The 17,364-nt window shown below is 74.4% G+C and carries 15 protein-coding genes; 9 read left to right on the top strand and 6 right to left on the bottom strand.

Annotated elements, in window-relative coordinates; all coding sequences use genetic code 11:
* Positions 1-184 precede the first annotated feature (184 nt).
* Complete coding sequence (locus IG94_RS0135030) at positions 185-583, top strand: ArsR/SmtB family transcription factor (protein WP_052411013.1); 399 nt, start codon at positions 185-187, stop codon at positions 581-583.
* Positions 576-3,173 carry a magnesium-translocating P-type ATPase gene (gene mgtA / locus IG94_RS0135025; RefSeq protein ID WP_043485497.1) on the top strand — a complete coding sequence of 866 codons (2,598 nt, stop codon included), beginning with the start codon at positions 576-578 and terminating at the stop codon, positions 3,171-3,173. Before IG94_RS0135030 ends, mgtA begins: the two co-directional genes overlap by 8 nt.
* Here mgtA and IG94_RS0135020 read toward each other — a convergent pair.
* Positions 3,164-4,678 carry an LCP family protein gene (locus IG94_RS0135020; protein WP_031047032.1) on the bottom strand — a complete coding sequence of 505 codons (1,515 nt, stop codon included), beginning with the start codon at positions 4,676-4,678 and terminating at the stop codon, positions 3,164-3,166. The genes mgtA and IG94_RS0135020 overlap by 10 nt on opposite strands.
* Before the next feature lie 133 nt (positions 4,679-4,811).
* On the opposite strand from IG94_RS0135020, the gene tatA reads away from it, so the two are divergent.
* Positions 4,812-5,087, top strand: coding sequence for a Sec-independent protein translocase subunit TatA (gene tatA / locus IG94_RS0135015; RefSeq protein WP_031047029.1), 276 nt, complete (start codon positions 4,812-4,814; stop codon positions 5,085-5,087).
* A gap of 14 nt (positions 5,088-5,101) precedes the next feature.
* Here tatA and IG94_RS0135010 read toward each other — a convergent pair whose 3' ends face one another.
* A complete protein-coding gene (locus IG94_RS0135010; RefSeq protein WP_031047026.1) occupies positions 5,102-7,018 on the bottom strand; it encodes an NAD-binding protein in 1,917 nt (638 codons plus the stop codon).
* A 256-nt stretch (positions 7,019-7,274) separates the two neighbouring features.
* On the opposite strand from IG94_RS0135010, the gene IG94_RS0135005 reads away from it, so the two are divergent.
* Positions 7,275-7,784 (top strand): NfeD family protein, encoded by a 510-nt coding sequence (locus IG94_RS0135005; protein ID WP_031047023.1) that lies wholly within the window; start codon positions 7,275-7,277, stop codon positions 7,782-7,784.
* 75 nt (positions 7,785-7,859) lie between these two features.
* Positions 7,860-9,398, top strand: coding sequence for a flotillin family protein (locus tag IG94_RS0135000; protein WP_078892543.1), 1,539 nt, complete (start codon positions 7,860-7,862; stop codon positions 9,396-9,398).
* A gap of 58 nt (positions 9,399-9,456) precedes the next feature.
* Here IG94_RS0135000 and IG94_RS0134995 read toward each other — a convergent pair whose 3' ends face one another.
* Entirely contained in the window at positions 9,457-10,545 is a 1,089-nt protein-coding gene (locus IG94_RS0134995) for a PucR family transcriptional regulator (RefSeq protein WP_031047016.1), read from the bottom strand.
* Positions 10,546-10,648: 103 nt separating this feature from the next.
* Positions 10,649-10,906, bottom strand: coding sequence for a helix-turn-helix domain-containing protein (locus IG94_RS0134990; RefSeq protein ID WP_031047014.1), 258 nt, complete (start codon positions 10,904-10,906; stop codon positions 10,649-10,651).
* A 494-nt stretch (positions 10,907-11,400) separates the two neighbouring features.
* On the opposite strand from IG94_RS0134990, the gene IG94_RS0134985 reads away from it, so the two are divergent.
* The 3 genes from IG94_RS0134985 to IG94_RS0134970 all read left to right on the top strand — a co-directional run bounded on the left by IG94_RS0134985 (position 11,401) and on the right by IG94_RS0134970 (position 15,056).
* On the top strand, positions 11,401-11,691 hold the full coding sequence (locus IG94_RS0134985) for a DUF3040 domain-containing protein (protein WP_031047011.1): 291 nt from the start codon (positions 11,401-11,403) through the stop codon (positions 11,689-11,691).
* Between the two features lie 78 nt (positions 11,692-11,769).
* Positions 11,770-13,314, top strand: a complete 1,545-nt coding sequence (locus IG94_RS0134980; RefSeq protein WP_031047008.1) for a potassium/proton antiporter — start codon at positions 11,770-11,772, stop codon at positions 13,312-13,314.
* 530 nt (positions 13,315-13,844) lie between these two features.
* Positions 13,845-15,056: a cation:proton antiporter gene (locus tag IG94_RS0134970; protein ID WP_031047005.1), complete on the top strand. Its 1,212-nt coding sequence runs from the start codon at positions 13,845-13,847 to the stop codon at positions 15,054-15,056.
* A gap of 63 nt (positions 15,057-15,119) precedes the next feature.
* Here the strand turns inward: IG94_RS0134970 and IG94_RS0134965 are convergent, their stop codons facing one another.
* Together IG94_RS0134965 and IG94_RS0134960 are read right to left on the bottom strand one after the other, a co-directional pair.
* Positions 15,120-15,605, bottom strand: a complete 486-nt coding sequence (locus IG94_RS0134965) for a cation:proton antiporter regulatory subunit (protein ID WP_031047004.1) — start codon at positions 15,603-15,605, stop codon at positions 15,120-15,122.
* Positions 15,606-15,683: 78 nt separating this feature from the next.
* Positions 15,684-16,235, bottom strand: coding sequence for a helix-turn-helix domain-containing protein (locus IG94_RS0134960; protein WP_031047001.1), 552 nt, complete (start codon positions 16,233-16,235; stop codon positions 15,684-15,686).
* Positions 16,236-16,315: 80 nt separating this feature from the next.
* Here IG94_RS0134960 and IG94_RS0134955 point away from each other — a divergent pair, with 80 nt between their 5' ends.
* Positions 16,316-17,326 (top strand): alpha/beta hydrolase family protein, encoded by a 1,011-nt coding sequence (locus tag IG94_RS0134955; protein ID WP_052411012.1) that lies wholly within the window; start codon positions 16,316-16,318, stop codon positions 17,324-17,326.
* Positions 17,327-17,364: the final 38 nt, after the last annotated feature.

Raw genomic sequence — 17,364 nt, 5'->3', positions numbered from 1 at the left:
CACGCGGCCAGGCCCCCTTGCCGCCCGGCCGAGGTCCCGGGCCGGGGTCCCGGGGCGTGGTCTCGGGCCCGGACCCGGGCCTGGTCCGGCGCCTAGACTGGGCCCGCACCGGGAGGTCCGGCGGCCGGCGGGTCGCCGAACGGGACACGGACAGGAGTGGGCAGTGGCGGCAGGCGAGGGGGGAGTGGCCGGCTCGGGACAGTACGAGGAGCCGTCCGGCGAGGTCCTGGGGCGTGCGGCCGAGGCGTTCGGACTGCTCGCCGCCCCGGCGCGGCTGCACATCGTGTGGCTCCTCGCGCACGGGGAGCGGGACGTCAGCGCGCTGGCCGAGCAGGTCGGCGGCGCGCTGCCGGCCGTCAGCCAGCACCTGTCGAAGCTGAAGCTCGCGGGCCTGGTGCGCTCGCGCCGAGAGGGCCGTCGCCAGGTGTACTACGTCGGCGACCCGGGCGTCGTGGCGGTGGTGCGCCTCATGATCGGCCAGCTCGCCGAGCAGGAGCAGGGACCGGAGTACCGGCAGGGGCACGGGCAGGTGTACGAGCGGGGAGCGGGGCCGGTGCGCCGGCTGCGCGGAACCGGTGCCTGACCGTCTCCTGGCAGCACCGGCCCGGCCGGCCGGCCCGGGGTCCGCCGGCGGAGGCCCGGCGACCGGTGGTCCGGTGGCCGGTGGCCGGGAGATCGACCGCCTGACCTCCCTGCAACTGCTCCGGACCCTGGACGCGTCGCCGCGCGGGCTGACCGAGGACGACGCCGCCGCCCGCCTCGCCGTGCACGGGCCCAACCTGCTGCCCGCGCGGCGTGCCACCTCCTGGCCGGTGCGCCTGGCGCGCAGCGTGCGGGACCCGTTCACGGCGGTGCTGCTCGCCCTCGGCGTGGTCTCCGCCGCCGTCGCCGCCTGGGGCACGGCCGGAGTGATCCTGACCCTGGTCGTGGTCAGCTGCGTGCTGCGGGCGCACGGCGAGCACCGCGCCGAACGCGCCATGGCCCGGCTGCAGGACCTGGTCGCCACCACCGTGAGCGTCCGGCGGCGGGCGGGACCGCGGGCCGAGCCCGCCGTCCGAGAGTCCCCCGTCGACGAGGTCGTGCCCGGCGACGTCGTCCGGCTCGGGCCCGGCGACCTGGTCCCCGCCGACGTACGGCTGCTGCGCGCCCACGGGCTGACCGTGGACCAGTCCGCGCTGACCGGCGAGTCGGCGCCGGTGGCCAAGGAGGTCCGGGAGCTGCCCGCGGACGACACGTCGTTCGCCCGCCCCGACATGTGCTTCCAGGGCAGCACGGTCGCCACGGGCAGTACGTCCGCGGTGGTGGTCGCCACCGGTGCCGGCACCCGGTTCGCCGCCGCCTACGCGCCGGGCGGACCGCGCCCGGCGAGCGCGTTCGACCGCTCGGTGCACGGCATCTCGTGGGTGCTGATCCGGTTCATGCTGCTGACCCCGCCGCTGGTGCTGATGGCCAACGCGGCCCTGCGCGGCCGCGGCCTGGAGACGTTGCCGTTCGCGGTGGCGGTGGCGGTGGGCCTGACGCCGGAGATGCTGCCGGTCGTCGTCACCACCTGCCTGACCCGGGGCGCGGCGCTGCTCGCCCGTACCCACGGCGTGATCGTGCGCAGGCCGCCGGCCCTGCACGACCTCGGCGCGACCGACGTGCTGTGTCTGGACAAGACGGGCACGCTCACCCAGGACCGGCCGGTGGTCGCCGACGCCGTCGACGCCGCGGGCCGGGCCGCACCCGCCGTGCTGACCTGGGCCTCGGTCAACGCCTGGTGGACCCTGCAACTCGCCGACCTGCCCGTTCCCGATCCGCTCGACGAAGCTCTCCTGGAGGCCGGTGACCCGGAGGAGGCGATGGCGTACGACCCGGTGGCCGCGCTGCCCTTCGACAGCGTGCGCCGGCTGTCCACCGCCGTCGTGCGCAGCCCGGACACGCTCGGCGGCCACATCCTCGTCGTCAAGGGCGCGGTGGAGTCCGTACTCGGGCGGTGCGCGCTGGACGAGGCCGAGCGGGAGCGGCTGGCCCGCGACGCCGCCGAACTCGCCGCCCAGGGGGTACGGGTGCTGGCCGTCGCCACCGGCGAGCGCCCGGCACGCGCCCGCCCCTACACGCCGGCCGACGAACGCGGACTCGCCTTCCTGGGCTTCGTCACCTTCCGCGACGCCCTCGCCCCGACCGCCGCCGACGCCCTCGCCCGTTTCGCCGGGCACGGAGTCACCGTCAAGGTCCTCACCGGCGACCACCCGGCCACGGCCGCCCGCGCCTGCCGCGACCTGGGCCTGGAGCCCGGCGAGGTGGTCGACGCCGCCGCCGTCGAGGCGCTCGGCGACGCGGACCTCGCCGGACTCGCCGCCCGCACCACGGTGTTCGCCCGCTGCACGCCCGAGCACAAGGCCCGCGTCGTCACCGCGCTGCGCCGGCACGGCCACACGGTCGGTTTCCTCGGCGACGGCGTCAACGACCTGCCCGCGCTGCGCGCCGCCGACGTCGGCGTGGTCCCGCTGGGCGGCGTGGACGTGGCCCGGGAGAGCGCGGACGTGGTCCTGGCCGACAAGGACCTCACGGCCGTCGACCACGCGATCGCCGCGGGCCGGCACGCCAGCGGCAACATCGCCTCGTACCTGCGCATCACGCTCTCCTCCAACCTCGGCAACGTGATGGCGATGCTCGCCGCGGGCCTGCTGCTGCCGTTCCTGCCCATGCTCCCGTCCCAGGTACTGGTGCAGAACCTGTGCTTCGACGCGGCCCAGCTCGCCCTCGCCCACGACCGTCCGGCGCCACGCACGCTGGCCCGTCCGGCGGCGCTGCGGCCCGTGCCGTTCCTGCGCCTGGTGACCGGCTTCGGGCTGCTCGGCGCCCTCGCCGACCTGGCCACCTTCGCCGCCCTGGCGGCGACCGCGTCGGCGGTGCACGAGCAGGGGGCCTTCCACTCCGGCTGGTTCACCGAGAACCTGCTCACGCAGGCGCTGGTCCTGGTCCTGCTGCGCACCGGCGCCCGCCCCGCGCCCCGGCCGCTGCGCGTCGCCGCCGCCGCGCTGGCCGCCGTCGGCATCGCCCTGCCGCTCACCCCGCTCGGCACGCCGCTGGGCCTGCAACCGCTGCCGCCCGCGTACTACGCGCTGCTCGCCGCGATCCTGACCGGCTACGCCGCCGCCCTCGCCCTCCTCACCCGGCGTCAGCCGTAGGAGAGGTCGGAGCAGGGGTCCGCGTCGGCCGTACGGGCGTCCTCGGCCGGCGCTCCGGACGCCTCGCCGCCGCGCGCTCCGGACGCCTCGCCGGTGTAGTCGTCGCCGAGTACGAGGACGAGCCCGTCCTCGTCGGCGGATTCGAGACCGGCGTCCGGGAAGAGTCCGGCGAGCTTCTCCGCGTCGTCCTTCCGGCCGGGGCCGTACTGGATCACCGTGGTGGCGTGGTCGGTGCGGTCCGCGTTGCCCGTCCCCGTGACGGTGAAGCCGCTCTCCTCCAGCGTCCCGGCGGCGCGGGCGGCCAGTCCGGTGGTGCCGGTGCCGTTGCGGACGGCGACGTCGACGCCCTGCCCCGACACCTCGCTCCCGCCGTTGTCCTCCTCTCCGTCTCCGTCCTCGCCGCCGCTCTTGCCGCCGTCCTTGTCGGTGTCCGCGTCGGCCGGAGCACGGTCGTCCTTGAGTGAGGACCACAGGTCGCCGGCGTCCGGTTCGACGACGGCGACCCGGCTGCCCTCGTAGCGCCAGGGGATGGTGACGAACCGGGTGTTGTGCAGGTCGACGTCCTTGAGCGACATCGCGAACTTCAGCAGCTTGTCGGCCGAACCGAGCCCCGGATCGACCGTCAGGGCGTCGGTCGCCGCCTCGGCCAGCGGCAGCAGCTTCGTCGGGGTGAAGCCGTCGTCCTTGATCTTCTTCAGCAGGCCGGACATGAACGCCTGCTGCCGTTTGATGCGCCCGATGTCGGAGCCGTCGCCGATGCCGTGCCGGATGCGGACGTAGTCCAGCGCCCGCTGCCCGGAGACGTTCTGCTTGCCCTTGTCGAAGAGCTTCTTGCCGCGTGCGGCGCGGTTCGGGTTGAGGTCGCGCTGGTAGAGGTCCTGGGGCAGACACACCTCGACGCCGCCGACGACGTCCGTGAGCGAGGCGAAGCCCTTGAAGTCGACGACCACGGTGTGGTCCACCCGCAGTCCGGAGAGCTTCTCCACGGTGTTCTGGGTGCAGGCCGGATTGCCCTCGGGGGTCTGCCCGACCGAGTAGGCCGCGTTGAACATCGTGTCGCTCTGCTCCTCGGTCCACGTCCCGTCGGGCAGCCGGCACGGCGGAATGGTCACGAGGGTGTCGCGGGGGATGGAGACGGCGACGGCGTGCCGGTGGTCGGCGTAGACGTGCAGCAGGAAGGCGGTGTCCGAGCGGCCGATGTCGCCCTTGTCGCCGCCGCCGAGGTCGGAGTTGCCGCCGGTGCGCGCGTCCGAGCCGATGACCAGGACGTTCTCGCCCTTCGACGCGGCGGCGTCGGGACGGTCGTCGGAGATGCCGTCCGCGCTGAAGGTGTCGATGTTGCCGGTCAGCCGCAGGTACAGCCAGCCGGCCCCGGCCGTCACCAGCACGATCAGCGACAGGGATATCGCGAGCGCCGGCCGCAGCCTGCCACGCCTGCGGCGCCGGCCGGAGCGCCGGTGTCCGACGCGTCGTTCGGGAGTCGCCTGCTGGTCCGGGGTGGTCATGGGCGCGCCTTCACTCATAGTTGTATAGTTGCGCAATATAGCAACCTAGGAGAGCGGCCGACCGAGCCGTGACGGCGTGGAGCGTGAAGGCGTGAAGCGTGAAGGCGTGAAGCGTGAACGGAAGGAGGGGCGGATGCTCCGGAACGGGCTGGAACCCTGGCACCTGCTCATCGTGGCGATCGTGTTCCTCGTGCTGTTCGGCTCGAAGAAGCTGCCCGACATGGCGCGTTCGCTCGGCAAGTCGGCCCGCATCCTGAAGAGCGAGGCCGCGGCCATGAAGTCCGACGGCGGACCGGCCGCGGAGCCCGCGTCCGGCGGCGGACCGGCCGCCCCCGCCCCCGCCCCCGCCGCAACGCAGCCGAGTGGATCCGCCCCCGCCGGTGACCGCGACCGCGACCGGGACCGCTGACGGTGCGGGCCGTCCTACCGGCCGTTCGCCGCCTGCCGCGTCCGCCGCCCCAGCAGCTCGGCCAGTCCGCGGCGCGTGGCCGCCAGCACCACCCGGTCCCGGCCCCGCAGGACGTACGTGTCGGGCAGGTCCCACAGCAGCCGCGACTCCCCGGACCCGGCCCCCTCCCCGCCCGCACCGCTGACCGCGCTCCGGTCGGTGCCCTCGCCCTGCTCCCCGTCGGACACCTCCAGGGCCAGCACCCGCCACGCCCCCGCCCGGAACGCCTCCCCGACCGTCCGGCCCTCCAACTGCGGATGCCCCGCCACCTCGATGGCCGCGAACAGCAGCACGCGCCGCTCGACGGGGATCGCCCCCAGGATCTGCCGGCCCATCATCGCCCCGGCGAAGGACGGCGCCGCCAGGTGCGTCACGCTCCGGCTCCGGGTGAGCGCGTCGGGATGTGCGGCACGCAGGGTGCGGTACACGGCGGTCGCGAAGTCGTCGTCGTACAGGCGCAGGACGACCCGCAGCCGGGACCGTACGGAGCGGGCGTAGAGCACCGCCTCCAGGTTGGTGGTGTCCACGCTGGTCAGGGCGAGCAGCGAGTGCGCGCGGTGGATCTTGGCGGCCTCCAGGACGCCCTCCTGGGTGACGTCCCCGAGCACCACCGGCACCCGCAGCCGCCGCGCCGTGGCCATGCCGCGCGCCTCGGGGTCGGCCTCGACGCACACCACGGGGATGTCCATCTCCCGCAGCTGGGTCAGCACCCGCGTGCCGATCTTGCCGAGGCCGAGCAGGACGACGTGCCCGCCGAGTCCGCGGGGCGGCTTGCGCAGGGTGGACGCCGTTCGGAAGGTCCCCAGCGCCTCCAGGACGGCCGCCAGCAGGACCGGCAGCAGCAGCAACCCGACGAACCCGGAGAGCAGTTGCAGGATCTGCGGGCCGCGGTCCTGGTCGAGGGCGGGCTCGTTGATGGCGAACAGGTCGAGCAGCGTCACGTAGGTGGCGTGCAGCGGATGTTCGCCGGTGACCACCATCAGCGCCACGGCCAGCGCGACCACGCACGCCGCCAGGCCGGCCAGCGACCACCGCAGCCGCCGCGAGAACAGCTCGCCGAACGGCGGTACACCGGCCCGTGCGGCGGGCAGCGGCGGCCCGGAGTACGACACCTGCTCCAGGGTCACCGTCCCGCGCCCGGTGGCCGCCTCCACCGCCGCCGCGTCCGGCAGCAGTTGCGGGCCCTGCTCCCCGCTGTCCTCCGAACCGTCGGCCCCCGCCGGGTCGTTGCTCGTCGCGGACAGCAGCGCGAGCGTGCCGAGGCCCGGGGGCGTCACCTGGCCGGGGCGCGGCGGATCGCGCTCCACCGCCCGCAGCAGCAGCCCGTCCGTCTCCACGACCTTGCTGGTGCCGACGAGCGCGGTGGCCGCCAGCGCGGGCGCGGCCGTGGCCGCGTCGGACAGCACCGTCGTCGAGCCCTCGCCCCCGTCGGGCCCGGTGGCCCGCCCGCCGCCCGTGGCCAGCGCGGCGCTCTGGTCGAGGAGTTCCTCGATGTGCTGGCCCAGGCGCCGGTTGTACAGGCGCAGCACCAGCCGCAGTCCGGGGTTGAGCCGCCGGGCGGTCAGCGCGGCCCGGATGTTGGTCTCGTCGTCGTCGTACACGAGGGCCAGCGCGCTGGCCCGGTCCACCCCGGCCTCCGCGAGCACGTCCTCGGTCGGTTCGGTGGCCTCCAGTTCGCGGCCGGGGTCGCCGTGGTCGCCGTTCCCGCCGCGGCTGACGGCCGCGGTGACGATGTCGCGCAGGGCCGCCGAGGCCGCGCGGGCCCGCCCCACCACCGGCTGGTGCACCCGGCCTCCGGTGGGCGGGACGACGAGTGTGACCTGTTCGCGGTATACGCCGCGCAGTTCGGCGGCCAGCCGGTGTGCCAGGCCGTCGTCGCCGCACACCACCATGTGGGCGTACCCGTCGCCCGGCGGAACCTGGTTCGGAACGCTCCCCGTATGAGTCCCCATTTGAGGAATGACAGTACAGGCGCCGGGCGCGGTTCCAGGAGCAGCCGAAGTGCGGGGGAAGTGCCCGCGAGGAGAACGAGGGCGGCATCAAAGACGCGTAAAGATTGCCGGAGATCGGCAATGACGTGCTATAGCGCCGCGTGTGACGATGGGTCTCACCGAGGCTCGGCGACGGGGACGGGAGGGGGAGGCACGCATGGTCTGGTTTCTCGGACTGGGTATCACGGGGGTCGTGCTGCTCGCCCTGTCGCTGGTCTTCGACGGAGTGCTGGAAGGCGTCTTCGACGGAGCGCTGGACGGTCTCCTGGAGGGGTGGCTGTCGCTGCCGGTCGTCGCCGGGTTCACGGCGATGACCGGCTTCGGTGGCGCCATCGCCCTCGGTACCGGCTGGACGGGCCCCGCGGGCGCCGCCGGGGTCGGCGCGGTCGCCGGAGTGGGGGCCGGCTGGCTGACGTACCGCTTCAGCCGTGCGCTGATGCGCGACCAGACCGCCGTCACGCCCAGCACGGACGACCTGCTCGGCACCGCCGGCAAGGTGGTGACCGCCATTCCGGCGGACGGCTACGGCGAGGTCCTGCTCCGGCTGGCCGGACAGCCGCTGAAGTGCGCGGCGCGCAGTGCGGTGCCGGTGGCGCGGGGCGCCGAGGTGTGGGTCGAGGCGGTGCCCACGGGCACGTCGGTCGTGGTCCGCCCGGTGGAGCGCTGAGCTTCGCCGCTGCCGACCGCGGCTGCTTTTCTTTCTGTTGGTTCTGTTCTCTCTGTGTGAAACGGGGGCGTTGTCATGAGTCCTGTGGTCATCGCGGTGGTGGGAGTCGTCGTACTCCTGGTGCTGCTCGCGCTGGTGGTGGTCACCCGCTACAAGGTGGCGGGTCCCAGTGAGGCGTTCATCGTCACCGGGCGGCGGGGGAAGAAGTCCACCGACCCGGAGACCGGCCGGGTGTTCACCGACAACAGCGGCCAGAAGGTCGTGGTCGGCGGCGGCGTGTTCGTCGTGCCGTTCGTGCAGCAGCGGTTCGTGCTCGACCTGTCCTCGCGGCACATCCCCGTCGCCGTGCGCGGCGCGGTGACGCTGCGCGGCGTCAAGGCCAACCTCGAAGGCGTCGCGATCGTCAAGGTCGGCGGCACGGAGGACGCGATCCGCGCCGCCGCTCAGCGGTTCCTGATGCAGCAGGACGGCATCGTCGGCTTCACCCAGGAGGTGCTGTCCGGCGCGCTGCGCGCGATCGTCGGCCGGATGTCCGTGGAGGACGTCATCCGGGACCGGGCCGCGTTCGCCGGCCAGGTCGCCGAGGAGGCGGAGGCGAGCCTGTCCGGGCAGGGCCTGGTGCTCGACGCCTTCCAGATCCAGGACATCAGCACCGAGGGCTCCTACCTGGAGGACCTCGGCCGTCCCGAGGCGGCCCGCGCCAAGCAGGAGGCCGACATCGCGGAGGCGGTGGCCCGGCGGGCGGCCGAGCAGGCGCGGCTGAAGGCGGAGGAGGAGATCGCGGTCGCGCAGCGGACCCTCAACCTGAAGCAGGCCGAGATCCGGGCCGAGACCGACCAGGCCGCGGCCCGCGCCAACGCCTCCGGTCCCCTCGCGGAGGCGGCCCGGCAGCAGGACATCCTCGCCGAGCAGGAGAAGGTCGCCGAGCGGCAGGCCGCGCTGAAGGACCGCCAGCTCGACACCGAGGTGCGCAAGCCCGCCGACGCCAAGCGGTACGCGGCCGAACAGGAGGCGGAGGCCCGCCGGGTGGCCCGGGTGAAGGAGGCGGAGGCCGAGCGCGCCGCCGGGATCGCCGCCGCCGAGGCCGAGGCCGAGCGGGCCCGGCTCACCGGTGAGGGCGAGAAGCAGCGCCGTGGCGCGCTGGCGGACGCCGTACGTCTCGAGGGCGACGCCGAGGCCGCCGCGATCGGCGTCAAGGGCGCGGCCGAGGCCGAGGCGATGCAGAAGAAGGCCGACGCCTTCGACCGGTACGGCGACGCGGCCGTGCTGCAGATGCTGGTCGAGGTGCTGCCGCAGGTGGTGGCCAAGGCGTCCGAGCCGCTCGGGGCCGTGGACAAGATGACGGTCATCTCGACGGACGGCGCGAGCCGGCTGACCCGCACGGTCGCCGACAACGTGGCGCAGGGCATGGAACTGCTGACCTCGACCACGGGCGTCGACCTGGCGTCCCTGCTCAAGGGCATCACGGCGAAGGGCGACACCCCCGCCGGGACGGCCACCGGGGCGCCCGGGGCGGCCACCGGGACCCTCGGGGCGGCCGAGGTGGCCGTCCGTGCGGACCGGCGCGACGGCGAGGCGGAGAGCCGCGACGGCAAGGTGGAGATCACGGACTGACGGCAGCGGTCCGGCCCTGCCCTGCCCCTGTCCCGGCTGCCGGACTGGCCCGGCCCGCTCAGATCTCCTGCGCGGGCCAGCCCAGCAGCCGGGACCCGATGACCGCGGTCTGCAGGGTGTAGCGGTGCACCGGGTCGGCGGGGTCGGCCCCGGTGAGCTGGTGGATGCGGTCCAGCCGGTACGTCAGCGCCCGCACACTGAGCGAGAGCCGCCGGGCGGCCTCGGCCGCGGTGCAGCCGGAGTCGAAGTACACCTCCAGCGTCTCCAGGAGCGGCTCGGCACCCCCGCGGGCCTCGCGCAGCGGACCCAGCACGCTCAGCACCAGGTCGGACATCGCCTGCCGGTCCCGGGCCAGCACGGGGTAGACCAGCATGTCGGCGGCGCGCACCACGGGCTCGTCCAGCTCAAGCCGGTCGGCCAGTTCCAGGGTGCTCAGCGCCTCCTCGTAGCTGTGCACCACGCCGCCCGCACCGGTCCGGGGCCGCCCGACGGCCACCCGGCCGCCGTCCGTGGCGGCGTACGCCTGCTTGGCGAAGAAGGCGAGGATGTCGTCCGCGTCGCCGGGGGCGATGCAGACGAGCTGCCCGTTCTTGGTGGTGATCAGGATGCGCCGGTCGCCGAAGCGGGAGATCAGCGCGGTCTCCACGACCCGGGTGACCGGGTCGGTGTCGTCGTACGCCGCAGGCCCCTGGGCCACCGCGACGGCGTGGGCCTGGGAGAGGACGAGGCCGAAGCGCTCGGCCCGTTCGGCGAGGCGCCCGAGGTCGCTGCGCCCGTAGAGCAGGTCGTCGATGAACTCCCGCCGCGCGGCCTCCTCCTGCCGTACGGCGAGCCGCTGCGCGCGTTCGTACCCCTCGGCGAAGGCGTCGACGGCCTGGGCGACGGCGGCCAGCACGCTGTCCGTGGTGCCGGGAGCGGCACCCGCCGTCCCCTCCGCGCCGCCGGGCCAGGACGTGCGGGTGGCGTCCAGGTGCAGCCGTACGAGACTGCGCAGGCTCTGCCCCGACTCCGCCGCCTGCTCGCCGGAGAGCCGCCGCCCCTCCAGCTCGTCGCGGGTCGGCCGGCGCCCCGTGTCGGCGACGCCCGCGAGGATCTCGGCGTACCCCGTCAGATACGTCTCCCGCTGCTCCGTCTGCAGGTCCGTCACCCCGCCGCCTCCCCTGCCGTTCACGCCCCGTGCGCGGTGTCCGGCAACGTGAGGGTAGTAAACGCTGCCGGAAACCGGCAACGCGCGAGGGCGGGGGCAGGCCCTATTCTGCGTCGCCGCCGGCCGGAGGCCGTCCGCCGGCCTGCGGGCGGGTGCCCTCCGCCTCCCAGCGCAGCAGGTCGCCCGGCTGGCAGTCGAGTACGTCGCAGAGTGCGGCGAGCGTGGTGAACCGCACCGCTTTGGCGCGGCCGTTCTTGAGCACCGCCAGGTTGGCGGGGGTGATGCCGACGCGCTCCGCGAGTTCACCCACGGACATCTTGCGCTTCGCCAGCATCACGTCGATGTCGACGACGATCGGCACCGGTCCGCGCTCCTTCCTCGGGTTCCTCGGGTTCCTCGGGTTCCTCGGGTTCCTCGGGTTCCTCGGGTTCCTCGGGTTGGTTCTCCGGACCGCCCTCGGGCGGGGCCCCTCGACCGCGTCCATCGCCCCGCGATGCGAATCTATTGAATAACGATAGGTGCAGCAAGATCGGGACAGGCCCGAACGTATCCCTGCATGTGTCCCCGCCCGTGTCCCCGCACGTATCCCTACACGTCGGACGCCGCTGTATTTGGGCTCCGCCCCGGATGGTCCGCACCGCCCCCGGCGGGCGAGGCTGGAGCCCACTCCCCTTACCCGGCCACGGCGGTCGCCGCGACCAGGTCACACCGGCCGCCACACGGCCGGCCGCGTCTGCGCGGCCCTGCCGCTACCTCCTGGTGTGATCGTGCCCGCCCCACCCCGCAAGGAGAGCACATGGCCCGCCCCACTGACCGCGTCGCCCAGCCAGGGCCCCGCGTCGGGAGGAGGACCCCATGCCCGTACCCGACGACCGCAGACTCAGCGAGATCGAGTCCCGCCTGCGCCGTGAGGATCCCCGCTTCGCCCAGGCGTTCGCCGACGGCCGGCCCTGCCGTCCGCGCGAGTACCGCTACCGAAGGGCCTGGCTGCTGCTCGTCGCCGCGCTGGGCGCGCTGGCCACCGGCGTGGTGCTGGGCCACGGGCTGCTCATCGCCGCCGGTCTGGTCTTCGCGGGGGTGGCGGGCGAGCTCTTCGACCCGCACCGCCGCGAGCGCGGGACGCGGAGCCCGCCGTTCGAGTCCTGAGCCGGAATCCGAGATCGAGCCGGGTCGCCGCGAGACCGGCGACGCGCGGTACTCCCCGGCCGGCCCGGAGTCCGCTCGATGACCCTGCCCGAGCTGTACCTGATGCTGCTGATCGGCGGCACCGTGCTGCTGGCCAGCATCGCCGCCGCCCGCGCCGCCCACCGCATCGGCCTGCCCAGCCTGCTGCTGTTCCTCTGCGTCGGCCTGGTCGCGGGCGAGGACGGCCTCGGCCTGCGCTTCGACGACGCCCAGCTCGCCCAGGCGCTGGGCGCCGCCGCCCTGGCGCTGATCCTCGTCGAGGGCGGCCTCACCACCCAGTGGAGCGACGTCCGGCGCCTGCTCGCCCCCGCCGGGGTGCTGGCCACCGCGGGCGTGGCCGTCTCGGTCGTGGTGACCGCGGCGGGCGCGCACTGGCTGCTGGGCCTGGACTGGCGGCTGGCCCTGCTGATCGGCGCGATCGTCTCCTCCACCGACGCCGCCGCCGTCTTCGCCGTACTGCGCGCGCTGCCGCTGCCGCGCCGGGTGAGCGTGCTGGTGGAGGCCGAGTCCGGCTTCAACGACGCGCCGACCATCATCCTGGTCCTGCTCTTCTCCACCACCGCCGACCTGCCCGGCCCCGGCCCCGTCATGGGCAACCTGCTCTACCAGCTCGTGGTCGGCGGAGTCCTGGGCGTGGTGATCGGCCGCCTGGGCGTCGCGGCCCTGCGGCACATCGCGCTGCCCGCCACCGGCCTGTATCCGCTGGCCACGGTCGGGTTCGGCGTCGTCGCCTTCGCCGCCGCCGGTGCGCTGAACGCCAGCGGCATCATCGCCGCCTACCTCTCCGGCCTCGTCCTCGGCAACGCCAAGCTGCCCCACCGCGCCGCCACCCGCTCCTTCGCCGAAGGGGTGGGCTGGCTGGCCCAGATCGGCCTGTTCGTCATGCTCGGCCTGCTGGTCGACCCGACCGAACTCCCCGCCGCGATCCTTCCGGCCCTGGTCGTCGGCCTGGTCCTGCTGCTGGTCGCCCGCCCGGTCTCGGTCCTGCTCTGCCTGCTGCCGTTCCGTGTGCCCTGGCGCGAGCAGGTCTTCATCTCCTGGGCGGGGCTGCGCGGCGCGGTGCCCATCGTGCTCACCACGTTCCCGGTGGTGGCCGGGGTGGCCGGTGCGCGCGACGCCCTGAACATCGTGTTCGTCCTCGTCGTCCTGTTCACGCTGCTCCAGGGCCCGACACTGCCCGCCGTCGCCCGGCTCACCGGCGTGACCCGTCCCGACACGCTGCGCGAGGTCCAGGTCGAGACCGCACCGCTGGACGTCCTGGACGCCGACCTGCTGACGCTGACGGTCCCGCCGGGTTCGCGCCTGCACGGCGTCACCGTCTCCGAACTGCGGCTGCCGCACCCGACCGTCGTCAGCCTGATCGTCCGCGAGGGCGTCAGCCTCGTGCCCGACCGGGGCACCGTGCTGCGCGCCGGCGACGAACTGCTGCTCATCACCACACCCGAGGTGCGGGAGGCGGCGGAACGCCGGCTGCGCGCCGTCGGACGACGCGGCAGGCTGGCCCGCTGGCTGGGCGAACAGGGGGCTCCGGAGTCGGAGCCATTGCTCCAAGTTCCTACCGAAAAGCAACACAATGCGTCATAAGTGATGCGGTAAACTTCTTTACCGAGCCGTGACGCTCCGCTGTCGCGAGTACGGGTGCTCAATGCACGCACGGTCGAGATGCACGCACGGTCGAGGAGACGGGGGACGCGACATGCACCGATCCGCCCCGGCCGTCCATCCCGTACGCATCGACAACACGGCCCGCGACAGCGTCCCCGAACCCCGCCCGGCCTGACGCGCCGCGCGCCGCAGCGCCGCACAGGCAGTCCTGCCGCGCCGACGCGCGCAATTGCGCCGCCTGGCCGGAGGCAGCCGCACCGCCCCCAGCTGCGGGCAGTGACGCCGCCCAAGCTGCGGGCAGTCGTGCCGCTGGGGCGGCACGGGTGGGCGCAGCGGCACCCCGCAACGCCGGGCAGCGCATCCGCCCGGCCCGCACCACGACAGACCCGCACCACGACGGACCCGCACCACCCACGCACCGCACGCGAACACGCACGTACCCACCCCCGCCCACCACCCCCGCACCCCGGCAGGCCCGCCACCAACCCCACCCCGGAGGACATCCGCCCGTGCACGACACGACCGCCATGCTGATCGAACTGGGAGCGATCATCCTCGCCCTGGGGCTCCTCGGCCGCCTCGCAGGCCGCGTGGGTTTCTCGCCCATCCCCCTCTACCTGCTGGCCGGTCTCGCCTTCGGACACGGCGGCATCCTGCCCCTCCAGGCCAGCGAGGAGTTCACCGCCACCGGCGCGGAGATAGGCGTCATCCTGCTGCTGCTCCTGCTCGGCCTGGAGTACAGCGCCTCCGAACTGGTCACCAACCTCAAGACCCAGTACCCCTCCGGCGCGGTCGACTTCGTACTCAACGCCGTGCCCGGTGCCGTCGCCGCCCTGATCCTGGGCTGGGGACCGGTGGCCGCCGTGGCGCTCGCGGGCGTCACCTGGATCTCGTCCTCCGGAGTGATCGCCAAGGTCCTCGGCGACCTCGGCCGGCTCGGCAACCGCGAGACCCCGGTCGTCCTCGGCGTCCTCGTCATCGAGGACCTCGCCATGGCCGTCTACCTGCCGATCCTCACCGCGCTGCTCGCGGGCGTGAGCCTGGCCGGCGGCACGGTCACCCTGCTGATCTCCCTGGGCACCGTCGGCGCCGTCCTCTACGTCGCGCTCCGCCACGGGCGGCTGATCAGCCGCGCGGTCTCCTCGGACAGCGCGGAGATGCTCCTGCTGGTCGTCCTCGGTCTGACCCTCCTCGTGGCGGGCCTCGCCCAGGAACTGCAGGTCTCCGCGGCGGTCGGTGCCTTCCTCGTCGGCATCGCCCTGTCCGGCGAGGTCGCCGAGGGCGCCAGCAGTCTGCTGACCCCGCTGCGCGACCTGTTCGCCGCCGTGTTCTTCGTCTTCTTCGGCCTGTCCACCGCTCCGGCCGACATCCCGCCGGTCCTGCTGCCCGCCCTGCTCCTGGCCGCCGTCACCGCCCTTACGAAGGTCGCCACCGGCTGGTACGCCGCACGCCGGGCCGGTGTCCAGGGCGCGGGGCGCTGGCGGGCGGGCGGCACGCTGGTCGCGCGGGGCGAGTTCTCGATCGTCATCGCGGGACTCGCGGTGGGCGTCGAGCCCCGTATCGGCCCGCTGGCCACGGCGTACGTCCTGATCCTCGTCGTACTCGGCCCGCTGACGGCCCGCTTCACCGAGCCCCTCGCCCGCCGCGTCACCCGCCGCCGGGGCCCGCGGCCCCCGGCGGAGACCGCCGCGGACCCGGAGCCGACGCACGCCAACGCCTGAGCGGCGACGGCGGCCCGCCCCCGGGGGAGTCCCCGGGGGTCCGGGCCCGGGGGCCCGGGGGACTCACTCCCGTCCGAGGATCTCCGCCGCCGCGTCGACGCCTTCCCGCGTGCCGATGACGATCAGCGTGTCCCCGCCGGCCAGCCGGAAGTCCGGCCCGGGTGACGGAAGTGCCTCGGCCCGCCGCAGCACGGCCACGATCGACACGCCGGTCTCGGTACGCATGCGGGTGTCGCCCAGCAGGCGCCCGTTCCAGTGCGACGTCGAGGACAGCCCGATCCGCTCCGCGACCAGCCCCAGCTCGGTCGTGGACAGCAGGCTGGGGCTGTGGTGGGCGGGCCGGAGCGCGTCGACGACCGCCGCCGCCTCTCCCGCGTCCAGCCGCACCGCGAGGGCGCAGTCGTCCGGGTCGTCCTTGCGGTACGCGCTCAGCGTCCGCGTTCCGTCCGGCTCCGCCACCACGGAGAGCCTCCGCCGCTCACGGGTGACGAGGTCGTAGCGCACCCCGATCCCCGGCAACGGCGTCCTGCTCGTACGCGCAGCCCCCACGGCCGCCTCCCTGTCTGCCCAGGCCTGTCCTTCCGGCAACCCGGGACACCCTAAGGGGCAGTGGCCGATTCCGCTCGGTCACCCCTCCCCGTCCGTGCCGCCGCCTCCTTTGTCGGGTACGACGACGAGGCTGACGAGGTGGCGGACGCGGCCGTCGCCCGGGCTGTGCCCGGTACGACGGGCGACCACGTCCTCCAGTTCCGCGACCAGCTCGGCGAACTCCTCGTCGGTCAGCCAGACCGCGCCCTGCCGGTAGAGGACGCCTTCACGGGCGGGCTCGGTGTCGTCCCGGGTGAGGTAGCGGTCGAAGTCGGCCATGAGGGCGCCGGTGAAGACGGTGAAGGCCTGCCGGTGGTCCTCCTTGGTCATGGCGGCGCGGGTGTCCTGGTCGACGAGGGCCTCCTCCTGGCGTACGCGGTAGCTGCGCTCGACGGTGCCGCGGACGCGTTTCTCGCTGCTCACCTCCAGGACACCGGCCTCGGTGAGCGTGCTCACCTGCCGGTACATGGTGGCGGGGGAGACGTCGGGGAGCCGTTCGCGCAGCTGGGCGGTGGTCAGCTCACCGCCACCGACCAGGGTCTGGAGGATGCGCATGCGGACGGGGTGCAGCAGGAGGTTCGGAGTAGGCATGTGACCTATGGTCTCACATCTGATAACGTTCTCGAAGTTGAGAGCGATCGAGTCCGAGAGCAATCGAGAGAGGCGGAGCCTTGCCCGACACCGACATGACGGTCACCGCGGACGACGGGACGCTGCTGGCCGGCACCCTGACCCGGCCGGCCGGACCGGGCCCGCACCCCGCCGTCGTCCTGCTGCACGGCTCCGGCCCCCTCGACCGCGACGGCAACACGCGGAGTCTGCCGCTCGGCCTCGGGGGTCCGCTGGCCGACGCGCTGGCCGCCGCCGGTGTCGCCACGCTGCGCTACGACCGGCGCGGGGCCGGTGCCACCCCCGGGAACTGGCAGGAGTCCGGCTTCACGGACAACCGCGAGGACGCGTCCGCCGCCGTGCGCGCCCTGCGCGCCCACCCGGACGTGCGCGCCGGGGCCGTGGGCGTCGTCGGCCACAGTGAGGGCGCCCTGCACGGGATGACCCTCGCGGCCTTGGGCGAGGTGGCGGCGGTGGCGCTGCTGGCCGGGTTCGCGGGCACGGGGGAGGGGGCCTTCCGTTGGCAGGCCGCCTCCGTCTTCGGGGGCCTGCCCGCCCCGGTGCGCCTCCTGCGCCGCCCGCTGGGCGCCCTGGGCGAGCGGATCCTGGCCCGCATCGGGCGGACCACCACCGACGTGGCGCGCGTCGCGGGCAAGGAGGTCAACGCCCGCTGGATGCGCGAGATGCTGGTCCACGACTCCCGCGCCGACCTGGCCGCCGTCACCGTCCCCGCCCTGGCCGTCACCGGCGACAAGGACATCCAGGTCGACCCCGCCGACCTCGACGTGATGCGGCGCCTGGTGCCGGGCGGCGGCATCGAGACGCACCGCGTCCCGGACCTGACCCACCTGCTGCGCCGCGACGCCGGCCGGCCGACGATCCGCTCCTACAAGCGCCTCCTGCGCCAGCCGGTCGACGCCGACGTGCTCGCCCTCGTGGCCGAGTGGCTCGGAAGCCGCCTGGGCGAGAGCGGCCTGGGCGAGAGCCGTCTGAGCGAGAGCCGTCTGAGCGAGAGCCGCCTGTCCGAGCCCGCGCACGACCCGCGGGACGAATGGCGCGCGACGCGCCCCTGACCCTCCGGCCCCGGCCCGCGCCCACGCACCCCCCCGCC

This window comes from Streptomyces olivaceus, from assembly GCF_000721235.1.
Classification (GTDB): Bacteria; Actinomycetota; Actinomycetes; order Streptomycetales; family Streptomycetaceae; genus Streptomyces; species Streptomyces olivaceus.
Note: the sequence above shows the minus strand (reverse complement) of the source record. Positions and strands in the feature narration are given on the sequence as shown.